A 24,918-nucleotide genomic window follows, 5' to 3' on the forward strand; every position below is an offset into this window, starting at 1 on the left:
TAGCAATGAAAAAATTCATTTCCAATACGATTTTATTTCTTCTTTTTACATCATTATTTTATTTGACATTCTTGTTTGTTTGGGGGAGTTACGCACCTTCAATATCTAAACAAAATATTAATTATAAAATTGGCTCATATGGGCATATGTACTCAAGGCTTTCTGAGATTAAAAATCACGGAGATGTAGATATTCTATTTTTAGGGTCATCTCATGCATATAGGGGTTTTGATACAAGAATATTCTTAGATAATGGATATAAATCATTTAATTTAGGTTCGAGTGCTCAAACACCTTCTCAAACAAAAGTTTTACTTAAAAGGTATTTGGAAAGTTTAAATCCAGAAATAGTGATTTATGAAGTTTATCCAGAAACGTTTACTATAGACGGTGTTGAATCATCTCTTGATATAATTGCTAATGACAAAAATGATTCACATTCTTTGAATATGGCATTAAAAATCAACAATATAAAAACATATAATACGCTAATTTACGGTTTAACTCGTGATTTACTTGGATTAAATAAATCGTTTTCTGAACCTATCATTAAAGGGAATGACAAATATATCTCTGGTGGTTATGTGGAAAAAGAAATAGGTTTTTATCAACCTACTGAATTCGAAAAAAAAGAAATTTCATTGAGAGATTATCAACTTGAATCTTTTTCTGAAATAGTACAAATGGTTAAAAATAAAAATATTGAATTAATTCTAGTATATGCCCCAATTCCAAGTGCTAATTATATCAGTTATAGTAATAATCATTATTTTGACAGCATAATGAGAAGGTATTCAGAATATTACAATTTCAATGAAATATTAACCTTAAATGACTCATTATATTTTTACGATTCTAGTCACTTAAATCAAAATGGTGTTAACATATTTAATAAAAAACTAATTGAATTATTAAATGAAAATAAAGCACGAACGCACAACAATGTATATAAAAAATAGGCGAAAGAGTAATAAATTCAAGGCTTTTGGCTCGCATCAAACTTTGTGCTTAACCGAAAGCTTTGTGCTTCGAAATCGCCTACTTTTCATATACTAACCGTTAGCCATCATTTACATATCATGAAATTGTTTAACACCAAACTCCAACATAAAACACTCGAAATCGTAGGTTTATTTCTAATTATTGTAATTTTCTTTTTTGGTTTTAGTATTTCTTATAATGAAATGGATGTAATTCCATATGCAAGAGCCACTTTTAATGATAATTGGATACCAAATGATTGGTACCTAAATCTTAACATCACATACCGTTATTTATTCAGCTATATTATTGGTTTCTTTGCAGAAACCTTTGGAACTATCCCAACAATCATAGCTGGAAGACTCATCTCATATGTCTTAATTTCCTTATCACTTCTCCTTTTAATAAGGCTAGTTTATGGGAAATCTTATAACGCTATAACTTATTTAGCACTTGTTCTTTTATTTACCTTTTTCCCAAATGGAAATGGCGCTGAAGAATGGATGGTAGGAGGTTTAGAAACCAAAGTATTTTCATACGCATTTTCAATATTGGCACTAGCCATGTTCCTTGAAAAAAGGATGAAATTGGGATTTCTGTTTGCAGGTTTGATGCTGTCCTTTCATCTATTGATCGGTATTTATAGCATATTTTGCCTTATTCCAATCTTCTTTTTTTATCAACGGGATGCAAAAAAGTTTTATTTAGATGCTGTAAAAGCATTTCCAATTTTTATTATCACTGGAAGCATAGGTATTTATGGTATTGTGCATCAATTGTTTTTCTCAGAAAGCTCTGCATCAAATATTGGATGGGATATATACGTAAACCTGAGAGTGCCACATCACACTTTGCCTAATTTTTTTCCATTTGAACTTTGGATCAAAATGATGGTTTTTACAGCAATAAACATCGGATTTACAATAAAATTGCGGAATCAAAAAATCAAGTTGATTTCCTATTATGCTCTTTTTTCAGTAATTATTAGTTTGATTGGAATAATTGTCTTTTGGATTTCGGACGCCAATCACAACTTGAAATATTACTTCTTTAGATTTAGCGATACCACACTACCTTTAATAACACTATTAAATGTCAGCTATTTTCTCAATGAAAAAATAAAGAAATCTCCTCGAAAAGTTCAAAATATATTAAGCTATACAGCTTGTGTGATTATGCTTCTATTTGTAGCTGCAAAGGCAAAAGGTTTTACTGCAAACTTCACAAGTAACAATATAAAGTTTAAGACGCATACCAGTGACGATGTTGCAATGGAAAATTGGGTGAAAAACAACACCGATAATACCAAGACTTTTATTGTCCCACCTAATATGAGCTTCTTCTATATCAATTTTGAACGATCTGCATTTGTTACATGGAAGCACTCACCACAAAACGAAGCAGATATAGTTGAATGGTATTGTCGACTAAAGCTCCTCAATCAAAATGAAGACTTTAAGTATCAATCAGAAATCTATGATAACTATTACAAATTGACCAAGAAGGATATCTTAATCATTGCCAAAAAATATCCAAATGCCAATTATTTTTTGACCTCTAGCGCAACAAACTTAAGTTTTCCAGTACTATTCAAATCCGACAAGTTTACGTTATATAAAATTAGAACGTTGGCTAACAAAACCTAAACTGCATTAAAACGCAGTTTAGCCGAAGCGTTAGCAGTAATTTAAGAACTAAAAATAAATAAAATTGAAAGCATACTTTTCAAATGTCATTCCAAAAATTCAGCAATTTTCAAAAAAATTTGATGATTTAACTTTATTAAAAAATCAAAATTGGGTTTTAATTGATGAATCTAATGACACTAAAAATGTTTTTATTTTTCGTGATAAAAACCAAGTTTTAATCTCAAGAAACGGAAAAGTTAAAAGAGAAAATTGGGAATATATAGGAGAAAATAATTTACTAATTGATATAGATGGTGAGAGTTATTTATTCAAACATGGTTTTTTAGACGAAAATATATTTGCCTTAAAAATGGATAGTAAAGACACTTATGTTTTTTTGATTAATGAATCTAAATATGGGTTTGAAATTAATAGCGTCGCAGACATAAATGAATTTTTAATTGAAAATTACTTAATAAATAAACAGCAAATCACTAATAATCAATTAAGTAATAATTATGAAATTAAAAAAGTAAAAAGTAAAAAAGCTTTTTTTGCCCCTATACGGGAAACTTTTAAAGTTCGTTTCAATGATAAATTAAAAGGAGAAATATATGTGAGTAAAACTAGTAAAAAGTCATATTTTATTGACAGTATCAACTATACCTCAGAAATGAAACGATATTATATTAATTCTGATTACTGTATTTCCGCATTACATCAATTTTTGAAAACAGGTGAAATATCAAAAGTTGGATTAGTTGAGTCAATAATATCATAATAAAAAATACTGCCAACAATGGCTATAAATAATAGCTTGTTCTCGCCTACTTCTAAAAATTCTAGCGGATTTTCAGTTTGATCCGTACTACAAAGTTTAGTGCTAAACCAACGCAACATATCAAATACAAACCGTTAGCGAAAAAATCAATTTTTAAATACAAAACGTTATCAAACAACAAAACCCAATGATTTCTCATTGGGATTTTTTTAGCCTTTAATTTCTAAATGAATTTCGAGTAATAATCACTTTTAGTTTTTGTTTAAAAACCTGCCCTGCATCATAGATCATTTGTTTATTGGTAGGAAGAAACCACACGCAATCTAATTAAATCTATGTCAGCCAATTCTAAGGCTCTTTTATCACCTTTAAAGTTTGCATATGCGTGCTAAAATGTAATGATAGAAAGCGTTAACGGAATATTAAAAAAAAGGCATTTAATCTAGACCAAACCTTTATGAACGTAGCACATGAAAAGAGAGCTGCAAAAAATGCAATTAATTGATACAATGAAGTAAGGTTCTATTTTTTTTTAGACTAAAATACCCCAAATAGGGTATATAAATTAACAGCGTAAATCAATTTTAACCTGTAACCGTATTTCAGGACAAGCCATTAAGAAATAAATGAAATTTGTTTTTTAATTTAACATTTCTTAAAAAAAGCTTTCATATGAATAAGCCTACTATTTTCATTATTATTTTATTATCTATTTTTTTGAGGGTCCAATCTTTTGGTCAATCTTCTGCTACTTATGATATCACTTTTACAAGTATTTGGAATGAAGCTGATCATACCAGTGTACCAAGTGGAAGTCATTGGTCTAAGTTAGTGGGAGCTACTCATAAAACAACCAATACCTTTTTGCAAATTGGTGATTTAGCCAGTATCGGCATTAAGAACATTGCTGAAACTGGAAATAATACTGTTTTCAACACTGAGGTTTCTACAGAAATAACAAATGGTGAAGCAGATCAATATGTAAATGGTTCTAATTTAGCAACCGCAACAGGTAATATCTTAATTTCAGATCTAGTAGTTACAGAAGAATTTCCATTATTAACCTTAGTATCTATGATCGCACCAAGTCCAGATTGGATTATTGCAATTAATAGTTACAATTTATTGGATACTGGAGGTAATTTTAAAACTTCCGTTATTCTAGATGTATTTGCTTACGATGCTGGAACGGATAGTGGTACTGATTACAGTTCTAGCAATATTGTTACAGATCCTTTTGAAGTAATTTCAATGATCGGTGGATTTCCAATAAATGGAAATAAAATGGGTACTTTAACAATTACATTGAAAACACTTTCAATTATAAATGAACTTCCTTTTGACCAGGTTAAAATATTTCCGAATCCGGTATCGGATGGAAATATTCATATTAAGAATCTTGAAAATAGTTCTCTTAATAAGGTTGAAATATTTAATGTAACTGGCTCGAAAACAAAAACATTTAATCAAATAGAAAATAAAAACACCTTAGATTTAGGCATCCACTTCTTACCAACAGGAATATATATACTAAAGTTAACGGATGATAAGAATAACAACTTAGTAAGGAAATTTGTGGTTGAATAATAACTATTTTCAACAATGGGTATAAAAAATTGCTTAATTCAGTAAAATAGCATGTTTCTAAAACTTAAATTTAAACATCAGAAAATAACGGTTTCAAAACCGCAAATTTCCTTAAAGTAATCGTTAGCCAATTAATGAAAATTGAACAATTGGAAATAAGATTTCACTTATAAAACTTTACAAATTTCACTTCCTCAAAATACTTGTTGTCTCAAACAATTGTTCTATAAAAAGTTTATGTATGCACGTAAAAATAGCATAAAGTCATTTAGTGTATAGTTTTGAGTGTTATTGAATTATATTTGAGAAAAAAACTATGATACTTTTAAATCCAAATCTCATACAAATTGATTCAAACTTAATATATGAAATTGAGGAGAAGTCTAAATCAATTTTTAGATCGATAACTTTTTGCAAAAAGACATCCTCTAAAAACCTATTAGATTCTTTTATTAATAGCACCAATAACTTAACGGAGTTACTGAGTATAAAGAATGCTCAAATGGAAGCTGAAACCGAAGAAGATATAAAAATCTATCAACGAAATTTGAATAAGGTTATTCTTTATATAGTTAACGAAATAAAAAACGAAAGACCTTTTGAGTCCCAAATTCAGTTATTTCAGATATTCAGAATTATTTCGCCAGAAGCTCATCAGCTCCATCCCAATAGATATAGAGATCGCTTAGTGCAAGTTGGAGGTCATTTATGTCCTGAACCAGAAAGAGTTCCTGATTTGATAGGAAACTTATTCTATAATATAGAACAAATAAAAAACCCGTTAATTAAGGCAATATATTTACATCATGAAATGATAAGAATACATCCTTTTGTTGATGGTAATGGACGAATAACAAGGATTGCAAAAAATTGGATACTAATGTATAATCTGTATCCTCCAATTTTTATTAAAGATGAAATAGAAAAGAAGGATTATATAAAATCATTAAGTGGTAGCTTTAAAGCTATTGAAACAAATCAAGAAGTTTGGCATATAGAAACCAATAAGTTCTTTCAACAAGAATTAAATCGCGTTATGCTTAGCATAAATTATATTCTTGATAAAATAAAAACGGAAAGCAACTAACTACAGCAACATGTATAATTAATTGCCGGGTTCACGCCTACTTGGAAGTTCCTTCGGAATTTTCTCTGGTTCGTTCCATTTCTGCTAACTTAGTGCTTGCCCACGCAACTACTCATAGCCGAAACCGTTAGCGAAAAATCAATTTTTAAATACAAAATGTTGTTAAACAAAAAATCCCAATGATTTCTCATTGGGATTTTTTTTTATCCTTTAATTTCGAAATGAATTTCGAGTAATAATCGCTTTTAGTTTTTGTTTTAAACCTTGGCCTGCGTCATAGATCATTTGTTCGTTGGTAGGAAAAGAAACCACACGCAATCTAATTAAATCAATATAAGCCGATTCTAAGGCTCTTTTATCGCCTTTAAAGTTTGCATACGCGTGCTGAAACGCAAATGCACTTACTATTGGATATGTTTGTATCGTTTGCTTTGAACTTAAGTTCATATACTTTACTTGTCCTGTTACTTCTGCTGATTTAAATTGTGTAAACTGGTATAATTCACAACGGACACTTACAAGCTTATCTACCTTAATTTTATTTCCTTCCTCATCTAAAACTTGATCTCCATTTTTATCTAAAAGATATTCAAAGCCATCTTTCACCTCTTTTTCTTTGATAAATTCCTTTTCTCTAACTTGTTCTGGCGAAACCTCAATTTTTCTCAAGTTTAATTCCAAACCAAAATCATACGTTATTTTTACATCTTTCGCACCATGATAAACCGTCCATAATTCATTTAATCCATAGGTGTTAAAGTTTAATACATCCTCTTCTAATCTTTTAGGAAGTACTTGTTGCGTTTGGTTTTTCATAGAAACCAACACAAAGTCTACTCCTCTTTCATGCGCAATAGCTATTAAATTACGAACATCTTTAAAGTTAGGGTTTACCTTTTCTATATACTCTAAATCGTTATAAGCAGCTCTGTAATCAAATTTATTATTTGCATTGAAAAGTTTTTTTGCTTTTGAATATAAATATACTGACAGTTGGTTTTTATTTGCTATAATTTCATCGTCATAATTAGTAAACTGAAACACAGCATTTCTTTTTTCTGCTAAAATAAATAATGGCAACAAAGGTTTTAAGATTTCTTGCCTTCTTTTCAAATTCTCATATAAAACAAAAATAGTTTCTATTTTTTCAGGGTTGTTCTCTTTTTTTAAAAAATTGATACGTGCTAAATCTTTCGCAGTTGCTTTTGTAAAAGCCTCCTCTAAAAGTAAAATATAAGGCTGATTCTTTTTTTTAGTTTTATTTCTTTTTAGGTTGTCAACGGCAGTATTAATTGCACTGTCGTAATTTCCGTTACTAATATCCTCTTGTGTATTTTTGATACTACTACAAGAAGTTATTAGAAGAATAAATGCTATAAAAAGTATACAATTTTTCATAATTAGTAGTGTTATTGAATTTTATAATAGATATTAAAATTTAAAGCTTCATTTTTCACTTTTCACCGCCTAAAGATACTTTTTTATAAATAAAAAATCCCGATGATTTCTCATCGGGATTTTTATGATTTATTTTCAAAGAGAATTACACGTTAAAACGAAAGTGCATTACATCACCATCTTTAACAATATATTCCTTACCCTCTACTCTCATTTTACCAGCTTCTTCTATACCAATATCTGCCAAAAACATTTGTCTTTCTTCATAATCGTCTAATTCTGTAACATCTACTAACACAATAACTTCTGCATTTTTATCTTTTACAACTTCTCTTATTCTTGCTACATAATCATTTCCAGAAACTGCAGCACTTTCATCCACATTAAAAATACAAGCATGTTAGCACACTTTTGGTCAATCCAACAATGACAGGGCAATATTTATAGAATCAGATGTTTCTTTTTTATTCGGACGCGTTTTGGAAACAACTCGAATACCATTGTATAATGTGTAAAAAAGAGTTGCAAGGGACTTTAAATCTAGTGTTGTATTTCATTCACCACTCTCTTGACCTATTTTAAGATAATTATAAATAAGAATAACAGAACGATTGTTCCAAATAAAAATTGAACTTTTTTTAAAAAAAATAAAAAAAGTGTGCTCACAACATGTATAATTCATTGCTAGTTATAGCCAACTAAAGAAAGTCCACACTCTAAATTACCGTTTACTGCAGCATTATTCTTGTGCGTCCTCGTAAATTTAAACTCCTTGAAGACAAGAACAACAAAAAAGCAAAAAAATACGATTTACCAAATCGTTTTTTTTGGTAATTTGTGTTATTCAATAAAAAGTTTTAGATTGCTAACGCTATTAAATTGAATGAAGATAAATTGCTATATCCAACTATTTTATTAGAAAAAAAACACCTAGAAAAGAACTTCAGTTTTTTTTAAAGGTACTACAGTAGATGCTTATGTTTTAGCCAGAAAGTTACCGGGTAACACATGCAAACAAAGTAACCTCCCCCCCACAAAATGTGCTGCTTTTAAAAAAGTAGCGCTATTCATTTTAACTACCTTTTTAAGAAAGAGTTTGTTGAAAATAAATTGTACCCCACAAAAAAAAGGAATGCTATAGCAAAATTTATAGCAACAGGTTTTAAAAAATAAAGCATCTTTTGATGCTTTATTTTTTAAAATTGATAGAAAAAACGGCAGTGCATAAACGGATAAAACTTCCGCTTATACTGTAAAAAACAAAGGTAAGCAGACAGAAAATCTGCATATAAACAGGTTATGGGCAAGTTTACAAACAAAGACTTTCTGTGAAAGTCAAAGGACTGACATCCCAAAGTAAAAAAAGTGTTATTGAAATGAGAAAGTGGAATCTAGAAACCACTCAAAAAACTGGGTGTATTCTGAAAAACCTTATGAGTAGGAACAATTTAAATAAAAAAAATATGAGAAATTTAGTTAAACTTTTTTTAGTAGTTATTGCAATTACGATGACCACAGATGCGCTTTATGCTCAAAAATTTGGAATAAAGGCAGGTTTTAATTTATCAAACATGCTCGCAAAAGACAACGAAGAAACCTATAGTGATGATTTTAAAATGAAACCTGGTTTTCATATAGGTGCAACTGTAGAATTTCCATTAACAGAAATGTTTTCGTTTGAAACAGGTTTGTTATTATCAACCAAAGGACTTAAGTCTAGTTATGAAGAAACATTTGCGGGTGAAACCTATAAGGAGGAATCACAATTAAACCTTCTATATCCAGATATTCCTCTAACAGCTAAAGCTTCGTTTGATATGGGTAGTGGAAAAATCTATGGTCTTTTTGGGCCATATTTAGGTGTTGGACTAAGCGGTAAATCAAAGTATGAAAGTAGCTATGACGATGAGACTGAATCGTCAGAAGAAGATATTGAATGGGGATCTAATGAAGATGAGTCTGATTTAAAAAGAATGGATTTTGGTTTAACTATGGGAGCAGGGGTAGAGCTAAATCCAATTCAGATTGGCTTAACCTATACTTTAGGTTTAGCAAATATTTCACCGCATACAGATGGCGGTACTAAGATTAAAAATCGAGTTTTAGGTATTTCTCTTGGTTATAGATTTGGAAAAAACAGAAAACCAGCACATAACAAGGTGTATAGTTAATGGCGGTTATATGCTAAATACCAAAATTTTTTCAATTAACAAACCAAGTGCTAAACCGAAAGTTAGTACTTCGAAATTCGACACTAACCATGCACTAATACGTTAGCAAAGATTATCAATCAAAATAGAAATAAAATAAAAAAATTACAAGTATGAAAAAAATTTACATCCTATTTATATTAATATCATCAATATCCTATTCACAATGCAGTATAAATCATGTTCCAAGTTCCCCTCTAATTTTTACCATAGAGTTTGGTAATGTCTTTCTTTGGGGCCAGGGATTTACTGCTGAATGCGATGGATATCTGGAATACGTAGAATTATTTTCTGCTGAAGCAGGAGTTGTTTCTGCTGGAACACTTAACATATATTCAGGTAATGGCGTAAGTGGTACACCTATACATACGCAACAATACGAAGAAATAACGATTTCTCAAATAGGTGATCCTATTAGAATTACTTTGACTGGAAATTTAGCCCTATCCAAAAATTCACAGTATACATTTGAATTTCCTGTTGATAATGTCTCTGTTTATGGGGGCATAAACGATGAGTATTCTGGTGGTTCAATTTGGCAAAACACTAATACTGAATATCCAGATCACGATTTTTCTTTTACTGTCGCAATTTCAGAAACTTCTTTAAGTATTAATGAATATAATGAAGACGCAACAACATTTATATTCCCTAATCCTGCAGAAAGTTTTATTAAAATTTACAACTTAATTAAACCTCAATACTATAAAATTTATAATATGTTAGGAAAAGAAGTAAGTAGTGGAATTATAACTGATAATGAAAATATTAATATTGAAAACTTAACTAGTGGGGTCTATTTCTTAAAATTAGAAAATGCTAATGCATTAAAATTTATAAAGAGTTAAACTAACTAAAACATTTACGAATACCGTATAAAATTAACTGCTAGTTTCTAGCCTACTTACAAAAGTCCTTGTGGACTTTTTATCTGTAATTTATTTACTAAATTTAGTATTTAAATCACAAAACTAATCTTATAAAAACTCATTAGTAAACATAAAAAAAGGCATTTGAGTTTCCCCAAAAACATGTAAGCGATTTGAAAGCGGAAGATTTTATTGTTGCTACAATGCAATTAAAATTAAATTAATATAATTTTATACTTAATATAAACTAAATTTACCCCTTATGAAAAAAATTCTATTTGCACTAGTTATTCTTTTAGGGCTAACTCAAACAACACAGGCACAAGTTAGTTGCGACACGATGAACTTAATAGTTAATGTAGGTTCTGACACGAATATGGTCAATATATATCATCCTGGAGGTTACTTGACTTCACCTAGTGAATACAATGTTATTGCTTGGGAGATTAAAGATTCACAAGGTAACATTGTTGCTGAAAACACTTTAGTAGATGAAAACTTTTATCAATTTTCTCACAACATTCCAATTACAGACATCATGAATGTTACTGCACTTTTATCAAATGACGCTGCTGAAATTTCATGTTTGATAGAAGACCAATTGTATTGGAAAATAACAGAAGTTATTCCAGATGTTTTTACAGGAAGATGGGAGTTTGTTCATGGTAATACAGGTGTAGATGTAACAAATACCCTAGGTACCGATGATATAGAACCTACCATTGCAAGTGTATATCCAAATCCATCAAATGATTTAGTAAATATAAGCTTAGAGAAAGGTCAACTTTTAAAAATAGAACTATTTAGTATGACAGGTAGGCTACTATTTAAAAAGGATTTAAATTCTAAAACATATGCATTAAATATTAGTGAATATCAATCTGGCGTATATCTAGTGAGGGTTTTTAACCAAAATAATGACGTAGTAAACACAACGATATTAAAAAAATAATGTTTGCTAACACCACCTAAACTGCATTGAAACGGAGCTTAGCTAAAACGTTAGCGAAAAAATTAATTTTTAAATATAAAACGATATTAAACAAAAAATCTCAATGAATTTACATTGAGATTTTTTTATTCTGAGCTTATGTCAGCATTTAACTTTTTATAATTGCTTTTACACGTTAAAACGAAAGTGCATTACATCACCATCTTTAACAATATATTCCTTACCCTCTACTCTCATTTTACCAGCTTCTTTTACTTTCGCTTCAGAACCAAAAGCAACGTAATCTTCGTAAGCAATCGTTTCTGCTCTAATAAAACCTTTTTCAAAATCGGTATGAATTACACCAGCAGCCTGTGGCGCAGTAGATCCAACAGGAATTGTCCAAGCTCTCACTTCTTTTACACCTGCTGTAAAATACGTTTGTAAGTTTAATAATTTATATGCAGAACGTACTAATCTAGCAACACCAGCTTCTTCTAAGCCAATATCTGCCAAAAACATTTGTCTTTCTTCATAATCTTCTAATTCTGTAATATCTGCTTCTGTACCCACTGCTAACACAATAACTTCTGCGTTTTCATCTTTTACAGCTTCTCTTATTCTTTCTACATAATCATTTCCAGAAACGGCAGCATCTTCATCAACATTACAAACATATAATACAGGTTTTAATGTGATAAATTGTAATACTTGTACAAACTCCATTTCTTTTTCAGAAAAGTCGAGTGTTCTTACAGAAACTCCTTTAAGTAACGTTTCTTCAATTCTTAATAAAACAACCAATTCTGCTTGCGCTTCTTTATTCCCTGTTTTTGCAGTTCTTTTTACGCGCTCTAAACGTTTTTCAACAGTTTCTAAATCTTTTAATTGCAATTCAATATCAATCGTTTCTTTATCTCTAACAGGATCTACAGACTCATCTACATGAATAATGTTATCATTATCAAAACAACGAATTACATGTAAAAGTGCATCTGTTTCTCTAATATTTGCTAAAAACTGATTTCCTAAACCTTCTCCTTTACTTGCTCCTTTAACAAGACCAGCAATATCTACAATCTCTACAGTTGCAGGTAAAACTCTTTCTGGGTTTACCAATTCTTCTAATTTCTCAATTCTCTTATCCGGCACATTTACAACGCCTAAATTAGGTTCTATTGTACAAAAAGGAAAGTTTGCACTTTGCGCTTTTGCATTTGATAAACAGTTAAATAAAGTTGATTTTCCTACGTTTGGTAATCCTACAATTCCAGCTTTCATGTAAATAAATTTTGCGAGTGCAAATATAACTGATTTACTTCAAAAATCAATCTGTTATAAAAACAAAAAATCCCGCTAAAAGCAGGATTTTTAAATAGGATACTATTTTTTATTATTCGTTATGCATAAAACGTTGTTTTTCTAACAACTCTTCTTCTGTTTCTACATTATCATCATCTGGCACACAACAATCTACAGGACAAACTGCTGCACATTGAGGCTCGTCATGAAAACCTTTACATTCTGTACACTTATCTGCAACAATGAAATAAATTTCATCTGAAACGGGTTCTTGATCCTCATTAGAATCTACAGCTTTACCATTTGGTAAAACTACATTTCCTTTTAAATCTGTACCTTGTGAATATTTCCAATCATCTGCGCCTTCATAAATTGCTGTATTTGGACACTCAGGTTCACAAGCTCCACAATTTATACATTCATCTGTTATTATAATTGCCATAATTTTCTTTACTGTTTTTTGTACATTTGCAATTGCAAAAATAAAGCCAAAATTATAGACAACCAAAATAAATGAATAGTATTCAAAATAGAATTGCTGCTTTTGTAAAATTAGGCCATTTTTTAAGTCAGTTTTCAGCAGATAAAATTGAAAAAAAAGAGACTGCAGAATTCAATGATTTATTTTTTGATGGATTTAAACATCAATTAAAAGTTGCCCAAGAAAACAACTCTTGGTTTACAAAAGAGAACATTTTTTTCTCGCTAGAAAGCTGGTCTAAATCACTAACAACTAACAATTTAGATAACTTGATTAAAAATGAAGATCTCACATCAATAAAACCTAAAAAGGTGGCTATTGTTATGGCAGGAAATATTCCTTTAGTTGGTTTTCATGATTTTTTATCGGTACTTATTTCTGGTCATTCTGTAGTAGTGAAACAATCTTCTAATGACAAACATATTTTACCTTTTTTAGGTAAGTATTTAGAATACGTTTATCCTAGTTTTAAAGAAAAAATCACTTTTACGGAAGAAAAGTTAGAAGACTTTGATGCCGTTATTGCTACCGGAAGTAATAATACAGCGCGTTATTTTGAATATTATTTTAAAAATAAGCCAAATATTATTAGAAAAAGCAGAAATTCTGTTGCTGTTTTAACAGGAAAAGAGTCTGAAGCGGATTTAGAAAAATTAGCTGATGATGTTTTTCAATATTTTGGTTTAGGTTGTAGAAGTGTTTCTAAATTATACGTACCAAAAGGGTATAATTTTGATGCTTTCTTTACAGGAATGTACATCAAAAAAGAAATCATTAACAATGCCAAATATGCAAATAACTACGATTATAACAAGGCGGTATATTTAATGAGCGAATTTGATTTATTAGAAAACGGATTTTTAATGATAAAAGAAGATGCAAGTTACTCCTCTCCTATTGCTACCGTTTTTTATGAATATTATGAGAATGAAATAGATTTAAAAATAAAATTACATCTAGAAAAAGAAAAAATTCAATGTATCGTTTCTAAAGGATTTATAGAAAATGAAATCGCTTTTGGAGAAACACAAAACCCTGAATTGGCAGATTATGCAGACGGAATTAACACATTAGATTTTTTATCAAAAATTTAAACAACAGGTAACAACATTTATAATGAAAAAGCACAACTTTAGCGCAGGTCCTTGTATTTTACCACAAGAAGTATTGCAACAAGCTTCAGCCGCAATCATCAATTTTAATAATGATGATTTATCTTTAATAGAAATTTCTCACAGAAGTAACTCTTTTGTAGCTGTTATGGAAAAAGCGAGGAATTTAGCTTTAGAATTACTTGGTCTAGAGAATAAAGGGTACAAAGCACTGTTTTTACAAGGGGGTGCAAGTTTAGAGTTCTTAATGGTTGCTTATAATTTATTAAATAAAAAAGCAGCGTATTTAAATACAGGAACTTGGGCTGATAAAGCCATTATAGAAGCAAAACATTTTGGTAAATTAGTAGAAGTTGCTTCTTCTAAAGACAAAAAATACAATTATATTCCTAAAGGATATGAAATTCCTACAGACGCAGATTATTTTCACTGTACAAGTAATAATACCGTTGCAGGAACACAAATGAAAGAATTTCCGGAAACGAATGTTTCTTTAGTTTGTGATATGAGTTCAGATATTTTTTCTCGTCAATTAGATTTTTCTAAATTCGATTTAATTTATGCTGGTGCTCAAAAAAATATGGGTCCTGCAGGCGCAACTTTAGTAATTATAAAAGAAGATATTTTAGGAAAAGTTGAAAGACACATCCCTTCTATGTTAGATTATCAAATTCATATAGATAAAGACAGTATGTATAATACACCTTCTGTTTTTGCTGTTTATGTTTCTATGTTAACATTGCAATGGTTAAAAGATTTAGGTGGAATTCCGTTTATTGAAGAAGTAAACAACAAAAAAGCGGCACTTTTATATACTGAAATTGATAGAAATCCGCTTTTTAAAGGAATTGTTGCAAGAGAAGACAGAAGTACAATGAATGCTACTTTTGTTTTAACAGATAAAAGTTTAAAAGATACGTTTGATAAAATGTGGACTGAAGCTGGAATTAGCGGTATAAACGGCCACAGAAGTGTTGGTGGTTATAGAGCTAGTATGTACAATGCTTTGCCTTTATATAGCGTTCAAACATTAGTTGATGTAATGAAAGCATTAGAAAGAGCGCAAGCTTAATTCTTTAGTAAAGTGAAGAAAAAATATGAAAGTTTAAAATTTAAACTTTCAATTATTAAATTTTTGAATAAAAATAAGAATGAAAATATTAGCAAACGATGGAATTTCTCAAAGCGGAATTGATGCTTTAGAAAAAGGAGGATTTGAAGTAATAACTACAATGGTTGCACAAAATCAATTAGAAAATTATATTAATACAAATTCTATAGATGCCCTTTTAGTAAGAAGTAATACACAAGTTAGACAAGAATTAATTGAAGCTTGCCCAAGTATAAAATTAATTGGTTGTGGCGGAGTTGACATGGATAATATTGATGTAGATTACGCAATAGACAATGGTTTACATGTAATAAATACGCCTGCAGCTTCTTCTAATTCTGTTGCAGAATTAGTTTTTGCACATCTTTTTGGAATGGCTCGTTTTTTACATTCTTCTAACAGAGAAATGCCTTTAGAAGGAGATTCTCGTTTTAAAGAATTGAAAAAAGCCTATTCATCTGGAATTGAATTACGTGGTAAAACTTTAGGAATTATTGGTTTTGGAAGAGTTGGCCAAGAAGTTGCAAAAATTGGTTTAGGAATAGGAATGAATGTAATTGCAACAGACGCAGTTATTAAAAGTGCTCCTATTTCTATAGATTTTTTTAACGGACAGAAAGTAACAATACATATTGATACTATTCCAAAAGAAGAATTGTTAAAAGAAGCAGATTTTATTACTTTACATGTCTCAGAACAAGACGACTACCTTATAACAGCAAAGGAAATCGAAAAAATGAAAGATGGTGTTGGACTTGTAAATACAGCTAGAGGTGGTATTTTACATGAAGTAGATTTAGTAAAAGCAATACAAAGTGGTAAAGTGCAATTTGCTGGTTTAGATGTTTTTGAAACAGAACCTACACCTGCTGTTCAACTTTTAATGAATCCAGAAATCTCTTTAACACCGCACATCGGAGCAAGTACAATAGAAGCACAGGAACGAATTGGAGTAGAGTTAGCACAACAAATCATTCAGCTTTTAAGATAGTTTATGGCAAGTATAAAACCTTTTAAAGCAGTTAGAGCAACAAGAGATAAAGTGGCTATGGTTTCGTCTAAATCATATGAGGTTTATACTCCTGAAATGCTGGACTCTAAATTGGCTTTTAATCCGTATACCTTTTTACATGTAATTAATCCAGGTTATAAATACCATAAACAAGATTTAAGTGGTGAATTGCGGTTTAAATTGGTGCATAACCGCTATTTAGAGTTTAAAGAAAACGAAATATTTGCGCAAGACGAGACACCCGCTTTTTATATTTATCAGAAAATAACGCCAACAAAATCTTTCTGTGGAATAATTGCTGCAACTTCTGTTGCTGATTATCATAATAATATTATTAAAAAACACGAAGGGACTCTTAGAAAAAGAGAGTTATTATTTGAAAACTATTTAAAAAATACTGGTTTTAACGCAGAACCTGTGCTATTAACCTATCCTGACAATGATGTGGTTACTGCTATTGTTGAAAAATATACACAAGAAAGGGCAGAATATGAGTTTTCTACGACAGATAAAATTTCACATGCCCTCTGGCTTGTAAACGATCCCAGCGATATTGAGCAAATAACTACTGAATTTAAAGAAATAAACACCTTATATATTGCAGATGGGCACCACAGATCTACCTCTTCTTGCTTATTGGCAGAAAGATTGGCTAAAGAAAACCCCAAGCATACAGGAACCGAAGATTATAACTTTTTCATGAGTTATTTATTACCGGAAAGCCAATTGAGTATCCATGAATTTAATCGCTTTATAAAAGATTTAAATGGATTTACTCCGGATGAGTTTTTAATAGAATTAGATACTTTTTTTAGAATCGAACGTTGGAACCAAGAATTGTACAAGCCTCAAGAAAAGCATCATTTTAGTATGTATTTAGACGGGGCATTTTACGGGTTGTACTTGCGTAAATCTCTCTATAATTTTACCGATGCTTTGAGTAAACTAGATGCTCAGATTCTTTATACAACCGTATTGAAACCCATATTAGGTATCAATGATATAAGAAATGATTCTAAAATTGTGTATTCTCAAAATAAATCTGATAGTTTAGAACTGAAAACAAAAGTAGATTCTGGCGCCTTTAAAGTCTCTTTCGGAATGTTACCAGCAAGCATAAAAGAGCTAAAAGAAATTGTAGACGCAGGTCTATTAATGCCTCCAAAAACAACGTATATCGAACCAAAACTAAGAAGTGCTTTGACTATTTATGAATTTTAACGCAGCGTTTAATTCAGAACTTATTCGATTATTTAATTAAAAAGAAAACTTCATGGAAATACAAAAAAAAATACAGGACATAAAAAAGTTAATTCCTGATAATGTAAGCTTAGTAGCGGTTTCTAAAACAAAACCTATTGAAGATTTACAAGAAGCTTATGATGCAGGTCAGCGCATCTTTGGTGAGAATAAGATTCAGGAAATGGTTGAAAAATATGATGCATTACCCAAAGACATAAAATGGCATATGATTGGTCATTTACAAAGTAATAAGGTAAAGTATATGGCTCATTTTGTAGATTTAATTCATGGTATTGATCGATTTAAAACATTGAAAGAAATAAACAAACAAGCCAAAAAAAATAATAGAATTATTAATTGTTTATTACAAGCCAAAATTGCGAAAGAAGAAACTAAATTTGGATTGTCTTTTGAAGAAATTTCATCAATTTTAGAATCTGAAGAGTTCGCCGAGCTACAAAATATAAATATTGTTGGTTTTATGGGAATGGCAACCTTTACAGATGATAAAAATCAATTAACTGAAGAATTTACAGCACTTAAAAACTTTTTTGATGCTCTTAAAAGCAAACATTCTAATTTAGAAATTTTATCAATGGGAATGAGTGGTGACTATGAACTAGCAATAGAAAATGGTAGTACTATGATTCGTGTTGGTAGCGCTATATTTGGCAATCGTAATTATAAACCTTAATTTTACCCTAAAGAAGATAATTTGTACGCTATTTTAGATATTGAAACCACAGGAGGAAAATTTAATGAAGAAGGAATCACAGAGATTGCTATCTATAAATTTGACGGACATGAAGTTGTAGATCAGTTCATTAGTTTAGTGAACCCTGAAATACCTATTCAAGAATTTGTTGTTAAACTTACAGGTATAAACAACAACATGTTGCGCAATGCGCCTAAATTTTATGAAGTTGCAAAAAGGATTGTAGAGATCACTAAAGATTGTACACTTGTTGCTCATAATACTTCATTTGACTACAGAATATTAAGCACAGAATACGGTAGATTAGGTTTTGATTTTGATAGAAATACACTTTGTACTGTAGAATTAAGTCAGAAACTAATTTTAGATCAACCTTCTTATAGTTTAGGTAAATTAACTAGAGCTTTAGGAATACCAATGACAGATAGACATAGAGCTTCTGGAGATGCGTTGGCAACTGTACAACTTTTTAAACTACTTTTAGAAAAAGATATTAATAAGGCCATCATACAGAGTTCTATAAAATACCACGACAAAAGATTAGAAAAAGAAAAAGTAAAAAACTTAATAGACTCTATTCCTCAAGTTTTAGGCGTTTTTTATGTTCATGATTCTGAAGGAAAAGTTATTTTTATTGGAAGAGGAAAAAATATAAACTCTGAAGTAAATAAGCTCTTTTTAAAAACAACGAAAAGAGCCGTTAAAGTTCAAGATAGAGCAACTACTATTTCTTTTGAAAAAACAGGAAATGAGCTTTTTACACGTTTAAAATATGATGTTGAACTAGAAGCGTTATCTCCTAAATATAACTTTAAAAAGAAACGCAAAATAACTACTCAGAACTTTAATAATGAAGACTTTATTATTATTGATAAAGGAAGAGAAATTGAAGAACATGCTATTGTTTTAATACAAAATAATGAAGTATTTGGTTTTGGATACACCAATTTAGCGTATCAAGAAAACCAAATAGACATACTTAAAACAATACTTACACCTTTAGAAGATAAAGAAATAGCAAAAACTATTGTTAAAAATTATTTAAACAAAAATAAAGTTCAGAAAATTATTCGCTTGTAAATAAACAAGTTACAGCTAACCCTACTTCTACTATTTATTTGTAATATCATTTTTACGCAAAAATAAAAGCCCTCTCAAATAGGAATAATTTTATACGTTTTAGCACGAGTAAAAAAGAATATTCTGTTCAAGCATATTCATATTTATAAGAATTTTACAAACAAATTATTATAGCTAAAAATTCTTATTTAATCTATTTAATTAAGGTAGATTAGCACAAATTACGTAAAAACTATGTCAACAGAATTACTAATATCACAATTTCAAAATAAAGATTCTAAAGCTTTTGAGAAGTTATATATGATGTACAGTAATAGCATTTTGGGTATTATAAACAACATTGTAAGAAATAATGATGTTGCAGAAGAAATTGTACAAGATGTATTTATTAAAGCTTGGAATAATTCAGAAAAATATTCTGCAAAAAAAGGCCGTTTCTTTACCTGGATTTTAAATATAGCAAGGAATTCTGCAATAGACCACACAAGATCAAAAGCATTTAAAAATTCTAAACAAAACCAAAATGCAGATTATTTCGTAGATATATTAGAGAACAATGAAAGTTTAGATTCTCAAACTAACGGTATTGGAATAAAAGAGTTTGTAACAAAATTAGCTAAAAAGTGTAAAGAAGTAATAGAGCTTATCTATTTTAAAGGCTATACTCAAAAAGAAGTATCAGAAACTTTAGAAATACCTTTAGGAACTATTAAAACTAGAAATAGAAACTGTATTAATGAACTAAGAAAACAACTTAGAGAATAAATTATGGAAGCACAAGAATACATAAAATCTGGAATTTTAGAGTTGTACGTAGCTGGATCACTTTCTAATAAAGAAAATGAAGAAGTTTATGAGATGATAAAGAAACACCCTGAAATTTTAAATGAAATTGAAGGTATAGAAAACTCAATTGTTACTTTAACTGCCGCATTAACATCAAAAGATGCCAAAGGTTTTTTTAAGAAAATTAAAACAAAACTAAGTTTACTTGATGAAACAAAAGTGATTTCATTAACTAATAGAAAAAATAACTGGGTTAATTATTCTGGTTGGGCAGCTTCTATTTTAATTGGAAGTACACTTATTTGGTCTATAAATAAGAATAACGCCTTAAAAAACCAATTAACTGGAGAAAGACAACAAATGGAACTTCAGATAGAAAAATCTTCTAATAGCTTAGCTGAAGCAGAAAAATTAATAACTATTTTTAGAGATAATGATATTATTTCTATTCCACTTAAAGGACAAACGGTTGCGCCAGAAGCATATGCTAAAGTATATTTAGATAAGAAAACAAAAAGTATTTATTTAGATGTAAAAGGGTTACCAGATCCACCAAAAGGAAAAGTATACCAAGTTTGGTCTTTAAAATTAAACCCATTAACTCCAACGAGTATGGGAACTTTAGATACTTTTATCACAGATACAAACAAGATTTTTACGTTTGATTCTAATGATGGTGAACAAGCTTGGGGAATCACTTTAGAACCAGCTGGAGGAAGTAAAACTCCTTCATTAGACCAATTATATACATTAGGAACAATACCTGCTTAAAGTAAGACATAACAAACATAAAAAGATCCGTTAAATAATTTTAACGGATTTTTTTTCATCACTTTTTCATTGTACTACTAGATGGAATAATAAGAATGGAGTTAAACAACTCAAAAAAGAGTCTCCTAAATCTTTAGACCCCTCTTACAGAAAGTAGTATTTAAAGTAAATAGGTTGGTAAAGGAAAAAAAGCGTCAGCAAAGTAAAGACTGACACTTCAACTTAAAAATCACCACAATTTATAGGTAATAATTAAAATATTAGGGGCTATTAACAATTTTAAAATTGATAGCTAATTGTTGCTTTTGCAAAAAATGGAGATCCTGGTGTAAAATGAATTTCTTCTACAGAAGCTACTTCATTTTGTAATCTTGATTCGGTTGCAAATTGAGTTTCATTCCATGCTACATCAAATAAGTTTTCAATAGCAATTCCAAAATTCATGTTTTTTACTTTGTAGTTTATATTTAAATCACTCACAAAATATCCTTCTGCAACAATTGAATTGTCTTCATTTGCTGGTCTATCATCTATAAAACGGTATCTTATTGCTCCCGAAAATCCATTTGTATTTGTGTATGATAATCCTCCAGACATTGTAAAATCTGGCGCTAAAGGAATATAATTTTCTCCAGCTATGTTTTCTAAACTTCTTGCTTTAGTATAGGTAGCATCTGTATCAAAAAATAATTTATCAGTTAATTGATAACGCAAACCTAAATCAAATCCAACTCTTTCTGATTTTCCAGAAGGCTCAATAACTCCTGCATCACCAACATACACCAATTCTTCTTCAGATAATAAATACCAAAATGCTGTATTTAAAACCAATTTTTTTGCTGGTTTCCAAATATTTCCAAAATCCATTCCATAAGCTCTTGGCAGAATTTTGCTTGCATCTTGTTGTAGAATAACTCTTGTATCATTAGAATGAAAACCAATTCCTGATTTTACAAACCATTGTAAATTATCATTTTGATTGTATAAGAGGTTTAATTTTGGATTGACAATTGCTTTTGTTTTTGACAATGTTTGGTAATTGGTTTGCAAGTCATCATTATATATAAATTTGAAATAATCTAATCTTACCGATGGAGAAATTTTAAAATCTCCAATTTCAAATTCAGAATTAAAAAATGTATAAAAATTACTTAGTACTACTTTTCCTAATTGAATTTCTTCTAAAGTTTCTCTTCTATTTAATGTGTGCGATAACTCTATATCATCTACATTATCATACCTAAGTCCAATTCCTTTAATAAACTTAGCATCAATATCTCCATATGTTTTATCAGAAATAATTTGAGCATTCATTCCAAAAATATTTCTGTCTTCTTTTTGTTTAATTTGATCTCCATTTATAGGATCCTCTAAATAAAAAGTAAAATTTGAATACAATTCAAAATCGTATTTAGAATAAAAAATATTCGTTTTTAAAATAGATTCGTTTGCAAGTCTTTTAAAAAACTCAACATTAAAATTTGTTCTAGAAGTAAATCCTCCTTCTGTATCATCAATAGATCCAAAACGAGAAATGTTTCCATTAGCCACTTCTCTTTGAGGAATTTGACCAGAAGCGTCCCAATTACTTGTAAAATGCGATGCCGTAACTGTTACTCTATCTGTGCCGTTTATAAAAGCGCTGTATTTGCTAAAAATATTAATTCTGTTAAAACTTTGTGGCGACTCAAAAGGACCATCATTTTCTATGTACTCTAGTGCAACATAAGCATCTTGCTTCTTTGTTTCCTCTAAAATATTAAACATTCCTAAAGTTCTGAAGGAATTAAAGTCTCCAAAACCAACAGAAATTTCATTATTTTTAAGACTTGTTTTTGTTGAAAAATCGACAAAACCTGCCGTTGCAAAATCTCCCTTATTAGAATAATAAGGACCTTTACCAAAGTTTATCTTTTTAATCGTTTCTGGAATAATAAAATGCAAGTCACTATAACCTTGTCCATGCGCATGAGAAACCATATTTACAGGCATTCCATCAACAGAAATTGCTAAATCTGTACCGTGATCAATATCAAAACCTCTTAAAAAAATCTGTTCTGCTTTTCCTCCTCCAGCATGCTGACCAATAAATAATCCTGGAACTTTTCTTAAAATTTCTTGTGATGATTTTACAGGATTCACTTTTAAATCAATCATTGCAATTGTGTTAATCGCATTAATTTCTTTTCTTAAAACGAGTTCCTCTAATTGAAAAACTTGCGTTTCAAGAGTTATTATTATTGGATCTCCAAAATTGGTGTCAGAAACAATAAATTGTATTTTCTTAAATCCTAAAATTCCTACTTCTATAGTATTTCCTACAAACGTTTTTTCTAAAATAAAATTACCATTTACATCTGTATGAGTGTGTGAATTTGTTGTAGAATTATACACATACGAATTTTCAATTAATTGATTATCAGAATCTAAAACCCTTCCCTTTAATGTTTGTGCTTTAATTTGCGTACAGAACAATGCCATAAAAAGGCAAGTAATTATAGTTGGTTTCATTATTAGGTAGTTTACTATTTTAAATATTTTGAATCTCTTTTTCAGTCAATGGACCTAATTCATAAATACTTCCTAATAATTCTTCTTTTAGTTTAATTGTTTCAGAATCCTTGCCATTTACTTTTAAAATATGAGCAGCATGTAATAAAGCTTGTGGTTCAAAAGTGTGACCAATTACGTGATTTTCTGTAATTTCTAATGCTTTTTTATAATCGCCTTTTTTGTAATAAGACCATGCTAACAAATCATAAGATTGTGCTGTTGGTCTATTTTTAACTTCAATTTTTGCAATTTCTAAAGCTTTATCTATGGTTTTAAAATCATCAGCTAATAAAATTGAGTTGTATTTATTATACATATCTCCATACATTTCAGTATCAATTGCAGAAAAATATAAGGCTAAATTAGTCTCCTTCTTCTCTTCATCGTTCATAAATTCTGCTATTTCTGCTTTTAAAAGATAATAATCTGGTGATGCATTCTTTTTAGAAACTTCATCTAAAATTCTTAATGCTTCTTCTGGGTTTCTTTCATAAGAATAGACAATCCAAGCAATTCCTTTTTTTGCATAAGCGTCATTAGAATCAATTTCTAACGCTTTTAAATAAGCATTATACGAATCTTTAATCCTACCTGCATGTCCATAATAATCTGCTAAATTTGTATAATTCCATTTTAAAAGAGATGCATTCTTTTTTGATTTTGCAATTGCTAAAGATTTTTCTAAATAATTAATTGCATCCTCTAGATTTCCTAAGTGATCATTATATTTTGAAATTCTGATTAAATAATCAAAATCATTTATGTCTCTTATTTCGGTTAAATAACTTTCTACTTTTGCATAGTTACCTAGCTCTAAGTATACATCAATTAACATTTTTTGAGTTCCTTTTAAGTTTTGTCCAAGCTTTTCTGCTTTTAATAACAAAGCTAAAGATTCCTTAAAACGGTGTTGAGAAATATAATTTCTGGCTAAACTTCTTAAATAACCTGAATTTGTATAATTGATTTTTTCATTAGCAACAATCAAATTTTTTTCTGCTTTCTTTAAAAAATCTATTTTACCTGTAATTTTAAAAAGCGTATTATAATTTGACGCTAATTTTACATTATAAGGGTATTGATTAGGAGTTTCTTTAAGTTTTGACTCCCAAAAATTAAAATCAGCTTGTACTGTTTTCAACTGATTGTTTTCAGAAGACTTTAAATACCCTTCATAATCTTTGGTACTTGTAATTTTGTTTTTTTCTAAAGAAGGTGAACAACTTACTAAAAAAACAAAAGAGATTAGAAAAAATATTTGTGTTCTATATTTCATGGGAT

General features: G+C 29.6%; 21 protein-coding genes and 1 pseudogene. 16 read left to right on the forward strand and 6 right to left on the reverse strand.

The features are described 5' to 3' along the window. Positions 1 to 5: 5 nt before the first annotated feature. From BTO04_RS04405 to BTO04_RS04425, 5 genes are all read left to right on the forward strand, one after another. A complete protein-coding gene (locus BTO04_RS04405; protein WP_087563343.1) occupies positions 6 to 959 on the forward strand; it encodes a hypothetical protein in 954 nt (317 codons plus the stop codon). A gap of 120 nt (positions 960 to 1,079) precedes the next feature. Beyond that, entirely contained in the window at positions 1,080 to 2,627 is a 1,548-nt protein-coding gene (locus BTO04_RS04410) for a DUF6798 domain-containing protein (RefSeq protein WP_087563344.1), read from the forward strand. Positions 2,628 to 2,691: 64 nt separating this feature from the next. Further along, on the forward strand, positions 2,692 to 3,390 hold the full coding sequence (locus BTO04_RS04415) for a hypothetical protein (protein WP_087563345.1): 699 nt from the start codon (positions 2,692 to 2,694) through the stop codon (positions 3,388 to 3,390). Positions 3,391 to 4,062: 672 nt separating this feature from the next. Continuing rightward, positions 4,063 to 4,977 (forward strand): spondin domain-containing protein, encoded by a 915-nt coding sequence (locus BTO04_RS04420; RefSeq protein WP_087563346.1) that lies wholly within the window; start codon positions 4,063 to 4,065, stop codon positions 4,975 to 4,977. 502 nt (positions 4,978 to 5,479) lie between these two features. Beyond that, positions 5,480 to 6,064: a Fic family protein gene (locus BTO04_RS04425; RefSeq protein ID WP_157662429.1), complete on the forward strand. Its 585-nt coding sequence runs from the start codon at positions 5,480 to 5,482 to the stop codon at positions 6,062 to 6,064. A 210-nt stretch (positions 6,065 to 6,274) separates the two neighbouring features. On the opposite strand, the gene BTO04_RS04430 is transcribed toward BTO04_RS04425, so the two are convergent. Then, a complete protein-coding gene (locus tag BTO04_RS04430; RefSeq protein ID WP_087563348.1) occupies positions 6,275 to 7,462 on the reverse strand; it encodes a hypothetical protein in 1,188 nt (395 codons plus the stop codon). Positions 7,463 to 7,607: 145 nt separating this feature from the next. Continuing rightward, a pseudogene (locus BTO04_RS04435) lies at positions 7,608 to 7,847 on the reverse strand (DUF933 domain-containing protein); the annotation flags it as partial. A gap of 1,078 nt (positions 7,848 to 8,925) precedes the next feature. On the opposite strand from BTO04_RS04435, the gene BTO04_RS04445 reads away from it, so the two are divergent. The 3 genes from BTO04_RS04445 (at position 8,926) to BTO04_RS04455 (ending at position 11,493) form a co-directional block, all read left to right on the forward strand. After that, positions 8,926 to 9,633 (forward strand): porin family protein, encoded by a 708-nt coding sequence (locus BTO04_RS04445; RefSeq protein ID WP_157662430.1) that lies wholly within the window; start codon positions 8,926 to 8,928, stop codon positions 9,631 to 9,633. A 152-nt stretch (positions 9,634 to 9,785) separates the two neighbouring features. Further along, positions 9,786 to 10,520, forward strand: a complete 735-nt coding sequence (locus tag BTO04_RS04450; protein ID WP_087563351.1) for a T9SS type A sorting domain-containing protein — start codon at positions 9,786 to 9,788, stop codon at positions 10,518 to 10,520. Positions 10,521 to 10,803: 283 nt separating this feature from the next. Further along, a complete protein-coding gene (locus BTO04_RS04455) occupies positions 10,804 to 11,493 on the forward strand; it encodes a T9SS type A sorting domain-containing protein (protein WP_087563352.1) in 690 nt (229 codons plus the stop codon). 168 nt (positions 11,494 to 11,661) lie between these two features. On the opposite strand, the gene ychF is transcribed toward BTO04_RS04455, so the two are convergent. Together ychF and BTO04_RS04465 are read right to left on the reverse strand one after the other, a co-directional pair. Further along, entirely contained in the window at positions 11,662 to 12,753 is a 1,092-nt protein-coding gene (gene ychF, locus BTO04_RS04460; RefSeq protein ID WP_087563353.1) for a redox-regulated ATPase YchF, read from the reverse strand. Between the two features lie 112 nt (positions 12,754 to 12,865). Beyond that, the gene (locus tag BTO04_RS04465; protein ID WP_087565333.1) at positions 12,866 to 13,216 is read right to left on the reverse strand and encodes a 4Fe-4S dicluster domain-containing protein; all 351 of its coding nucleotides are present in this window, start codon (positions 13,214 to 13,216) and stop codon (positions 12,866 to 12,868) included. A 71-nt stretch (positions 13,217 to 13,287) separates the two neighbouring features. Between BTO04_RS04465 and BTO04_RS04470 the strand changes: the two genes are divergently transcribed. From BTO04_RS04470 to BTO04_RS04505, 8 genes are all read left to right on the forward strand, one after another. Next, on the forward strand, positions 13,288 to 14,349 hold the full coding sequence (locus BTO04_RS04470; protein ID WP_087563354.1) for an acyl-CoA reductase: 1,062 nt from the start codon (positions 13,288 to 13,290) through the stop codon (positions 14,347 to 14,349). A 22-nt stretch (positions 14,350 to 14,371) separates the two neighbouring features. Beyond that, the gene (serC, locus tag BTO04_RS04475; RefSeq protein WP_087563355.1) at positions 14,372 to 15,439 is read left to right on the forward strand and encodes a 3-phosphoserine/phosphohydroxythreonine transaminase; all 1,068 of its coding nucleotides are present in this window, start codon (positions 14,372 to 14,374) and stop codon (positions 15,437 to 15,439) included. Positions 15,440 to 15,518: 79 nt separating this feature from the next. Then, the gene (locus tag BTO04_RS04480; protein ID WP_087563356.1) at positions 15,519 to 16,469 is read left to right on the forward strand and encodes a D-2-hydroxyacid dehydrogenase; all 951 of its coding nucleotides are present in this window, start codon (positions 15,519 to 15,521) and stop codon (positions 16,467 to 16,469) included. Positions 16,470 to 16,472: 3 nt separating this feature from the next. Beyond that, the gene (locus BTO04_RS04485; protein WP_087563357.1) at positions 16,473 to 17,711 is read left to right on the forward strand and encodes a DUF1015 domain-containing protein; all 1,239 of its coding nucleotides are present in this window, start codon (positions 16,473 to 16,475) and stop codon (positions 17,709 to 17,711) included. A 52-nt stretch (positions 17,712 to 17,763) separates the two neighbouring features. Then, the gene (locus BTO04_RS04490; protein WP_087563358.1) at positions 17,764 to 18,426 is read left to right on the forward strand and encodes a YggS family pyridoxal phosphate-dependent enzyme; all 663 of its coding nucleotides are present in this window, start codon (positions 17,764 to 17,766) and stop codon (positions 18,424 to 18,426) included. Between the two features lie 21 nt (positions 18,427 to 18,447). Then, entirely contained in the window at positions 18,448 to 19,527 is a 1,080-nt protein-coding gene (locus BTO04_RS04495) for an exonuclease domain-containing protein (RefSeq protein ID WP_087563359.1), read from the forward strand. 234 nt (positions 19,528 to 19,761) lie between these two features. Further along, entirely contained in the window at positions 19,762 to 20,292 is a 531-nt protein-coding gene (locus BTO04_RS04500) for an RNA polymerase sigma factor (RefSeq protein ID WP_087563360.1), read from the forward strand. Between the two features lie 3 nt (positions 20,293 to 20,295). Then, complete coding sequence (locus BTO04_RS04505) at positions 20,296 to 21,084, forward strand: anti-sigma factor (RefSeq protein ID WP_087563361.1); 789 nt, start codon at positions 20,296 to 20,298, stop codon at positions 21,082 to 21,084. Between the two features lie 279 nt (positions 21,085 to 21,363). Here the strand turns inward: BTO04_RS04505 and BTO04_RS04510 are convergent, their stop codons facing one another. Both BTO04_RS04510 and BTO04_RS04515 read right to left on the reverse strand, forming a co-directional pair. Next, positions 21,364 to 23,595 carry a TonB-dependent receptor gene (locus BTO04_RS04510; RefSeq protein WP_087563362.1) on the reverse strand — a complete coding sequence of 744 codons (2,232 nt, stop codon included), beginning with the start codon at positions 23,593 to 23,595 and terminating at the stop codon, positions 21,364 to 21,366. 19 nt (positions 23,596 to 23,614) lie between these two features. Beyond that, positions 23,615 to 24,913: a lipopolysaccharide assembly protein LapB gene (locus BTO04_RS04515; RefSeq protein ID WP_087563363.1), complete on the reverse strand. Its 1,299-nt coding sequence runs from the start codon at positions 24,911 to 24,913 to the stop codon at positions 23,615 to 23,617. Positions 24,914 to 24,918 lie beyond the last annotated feature (5 nt).

Origin of the sequence: Polaribacter sp. SA4-10, from assembly GCF_002163835.1 — a bacterium.
Taxonomy (GTDB): Bacteria; Bacteroidota; Bacteroidia; order Flavobacteriales; family Flavobacteriaceae; genus Polaribacter.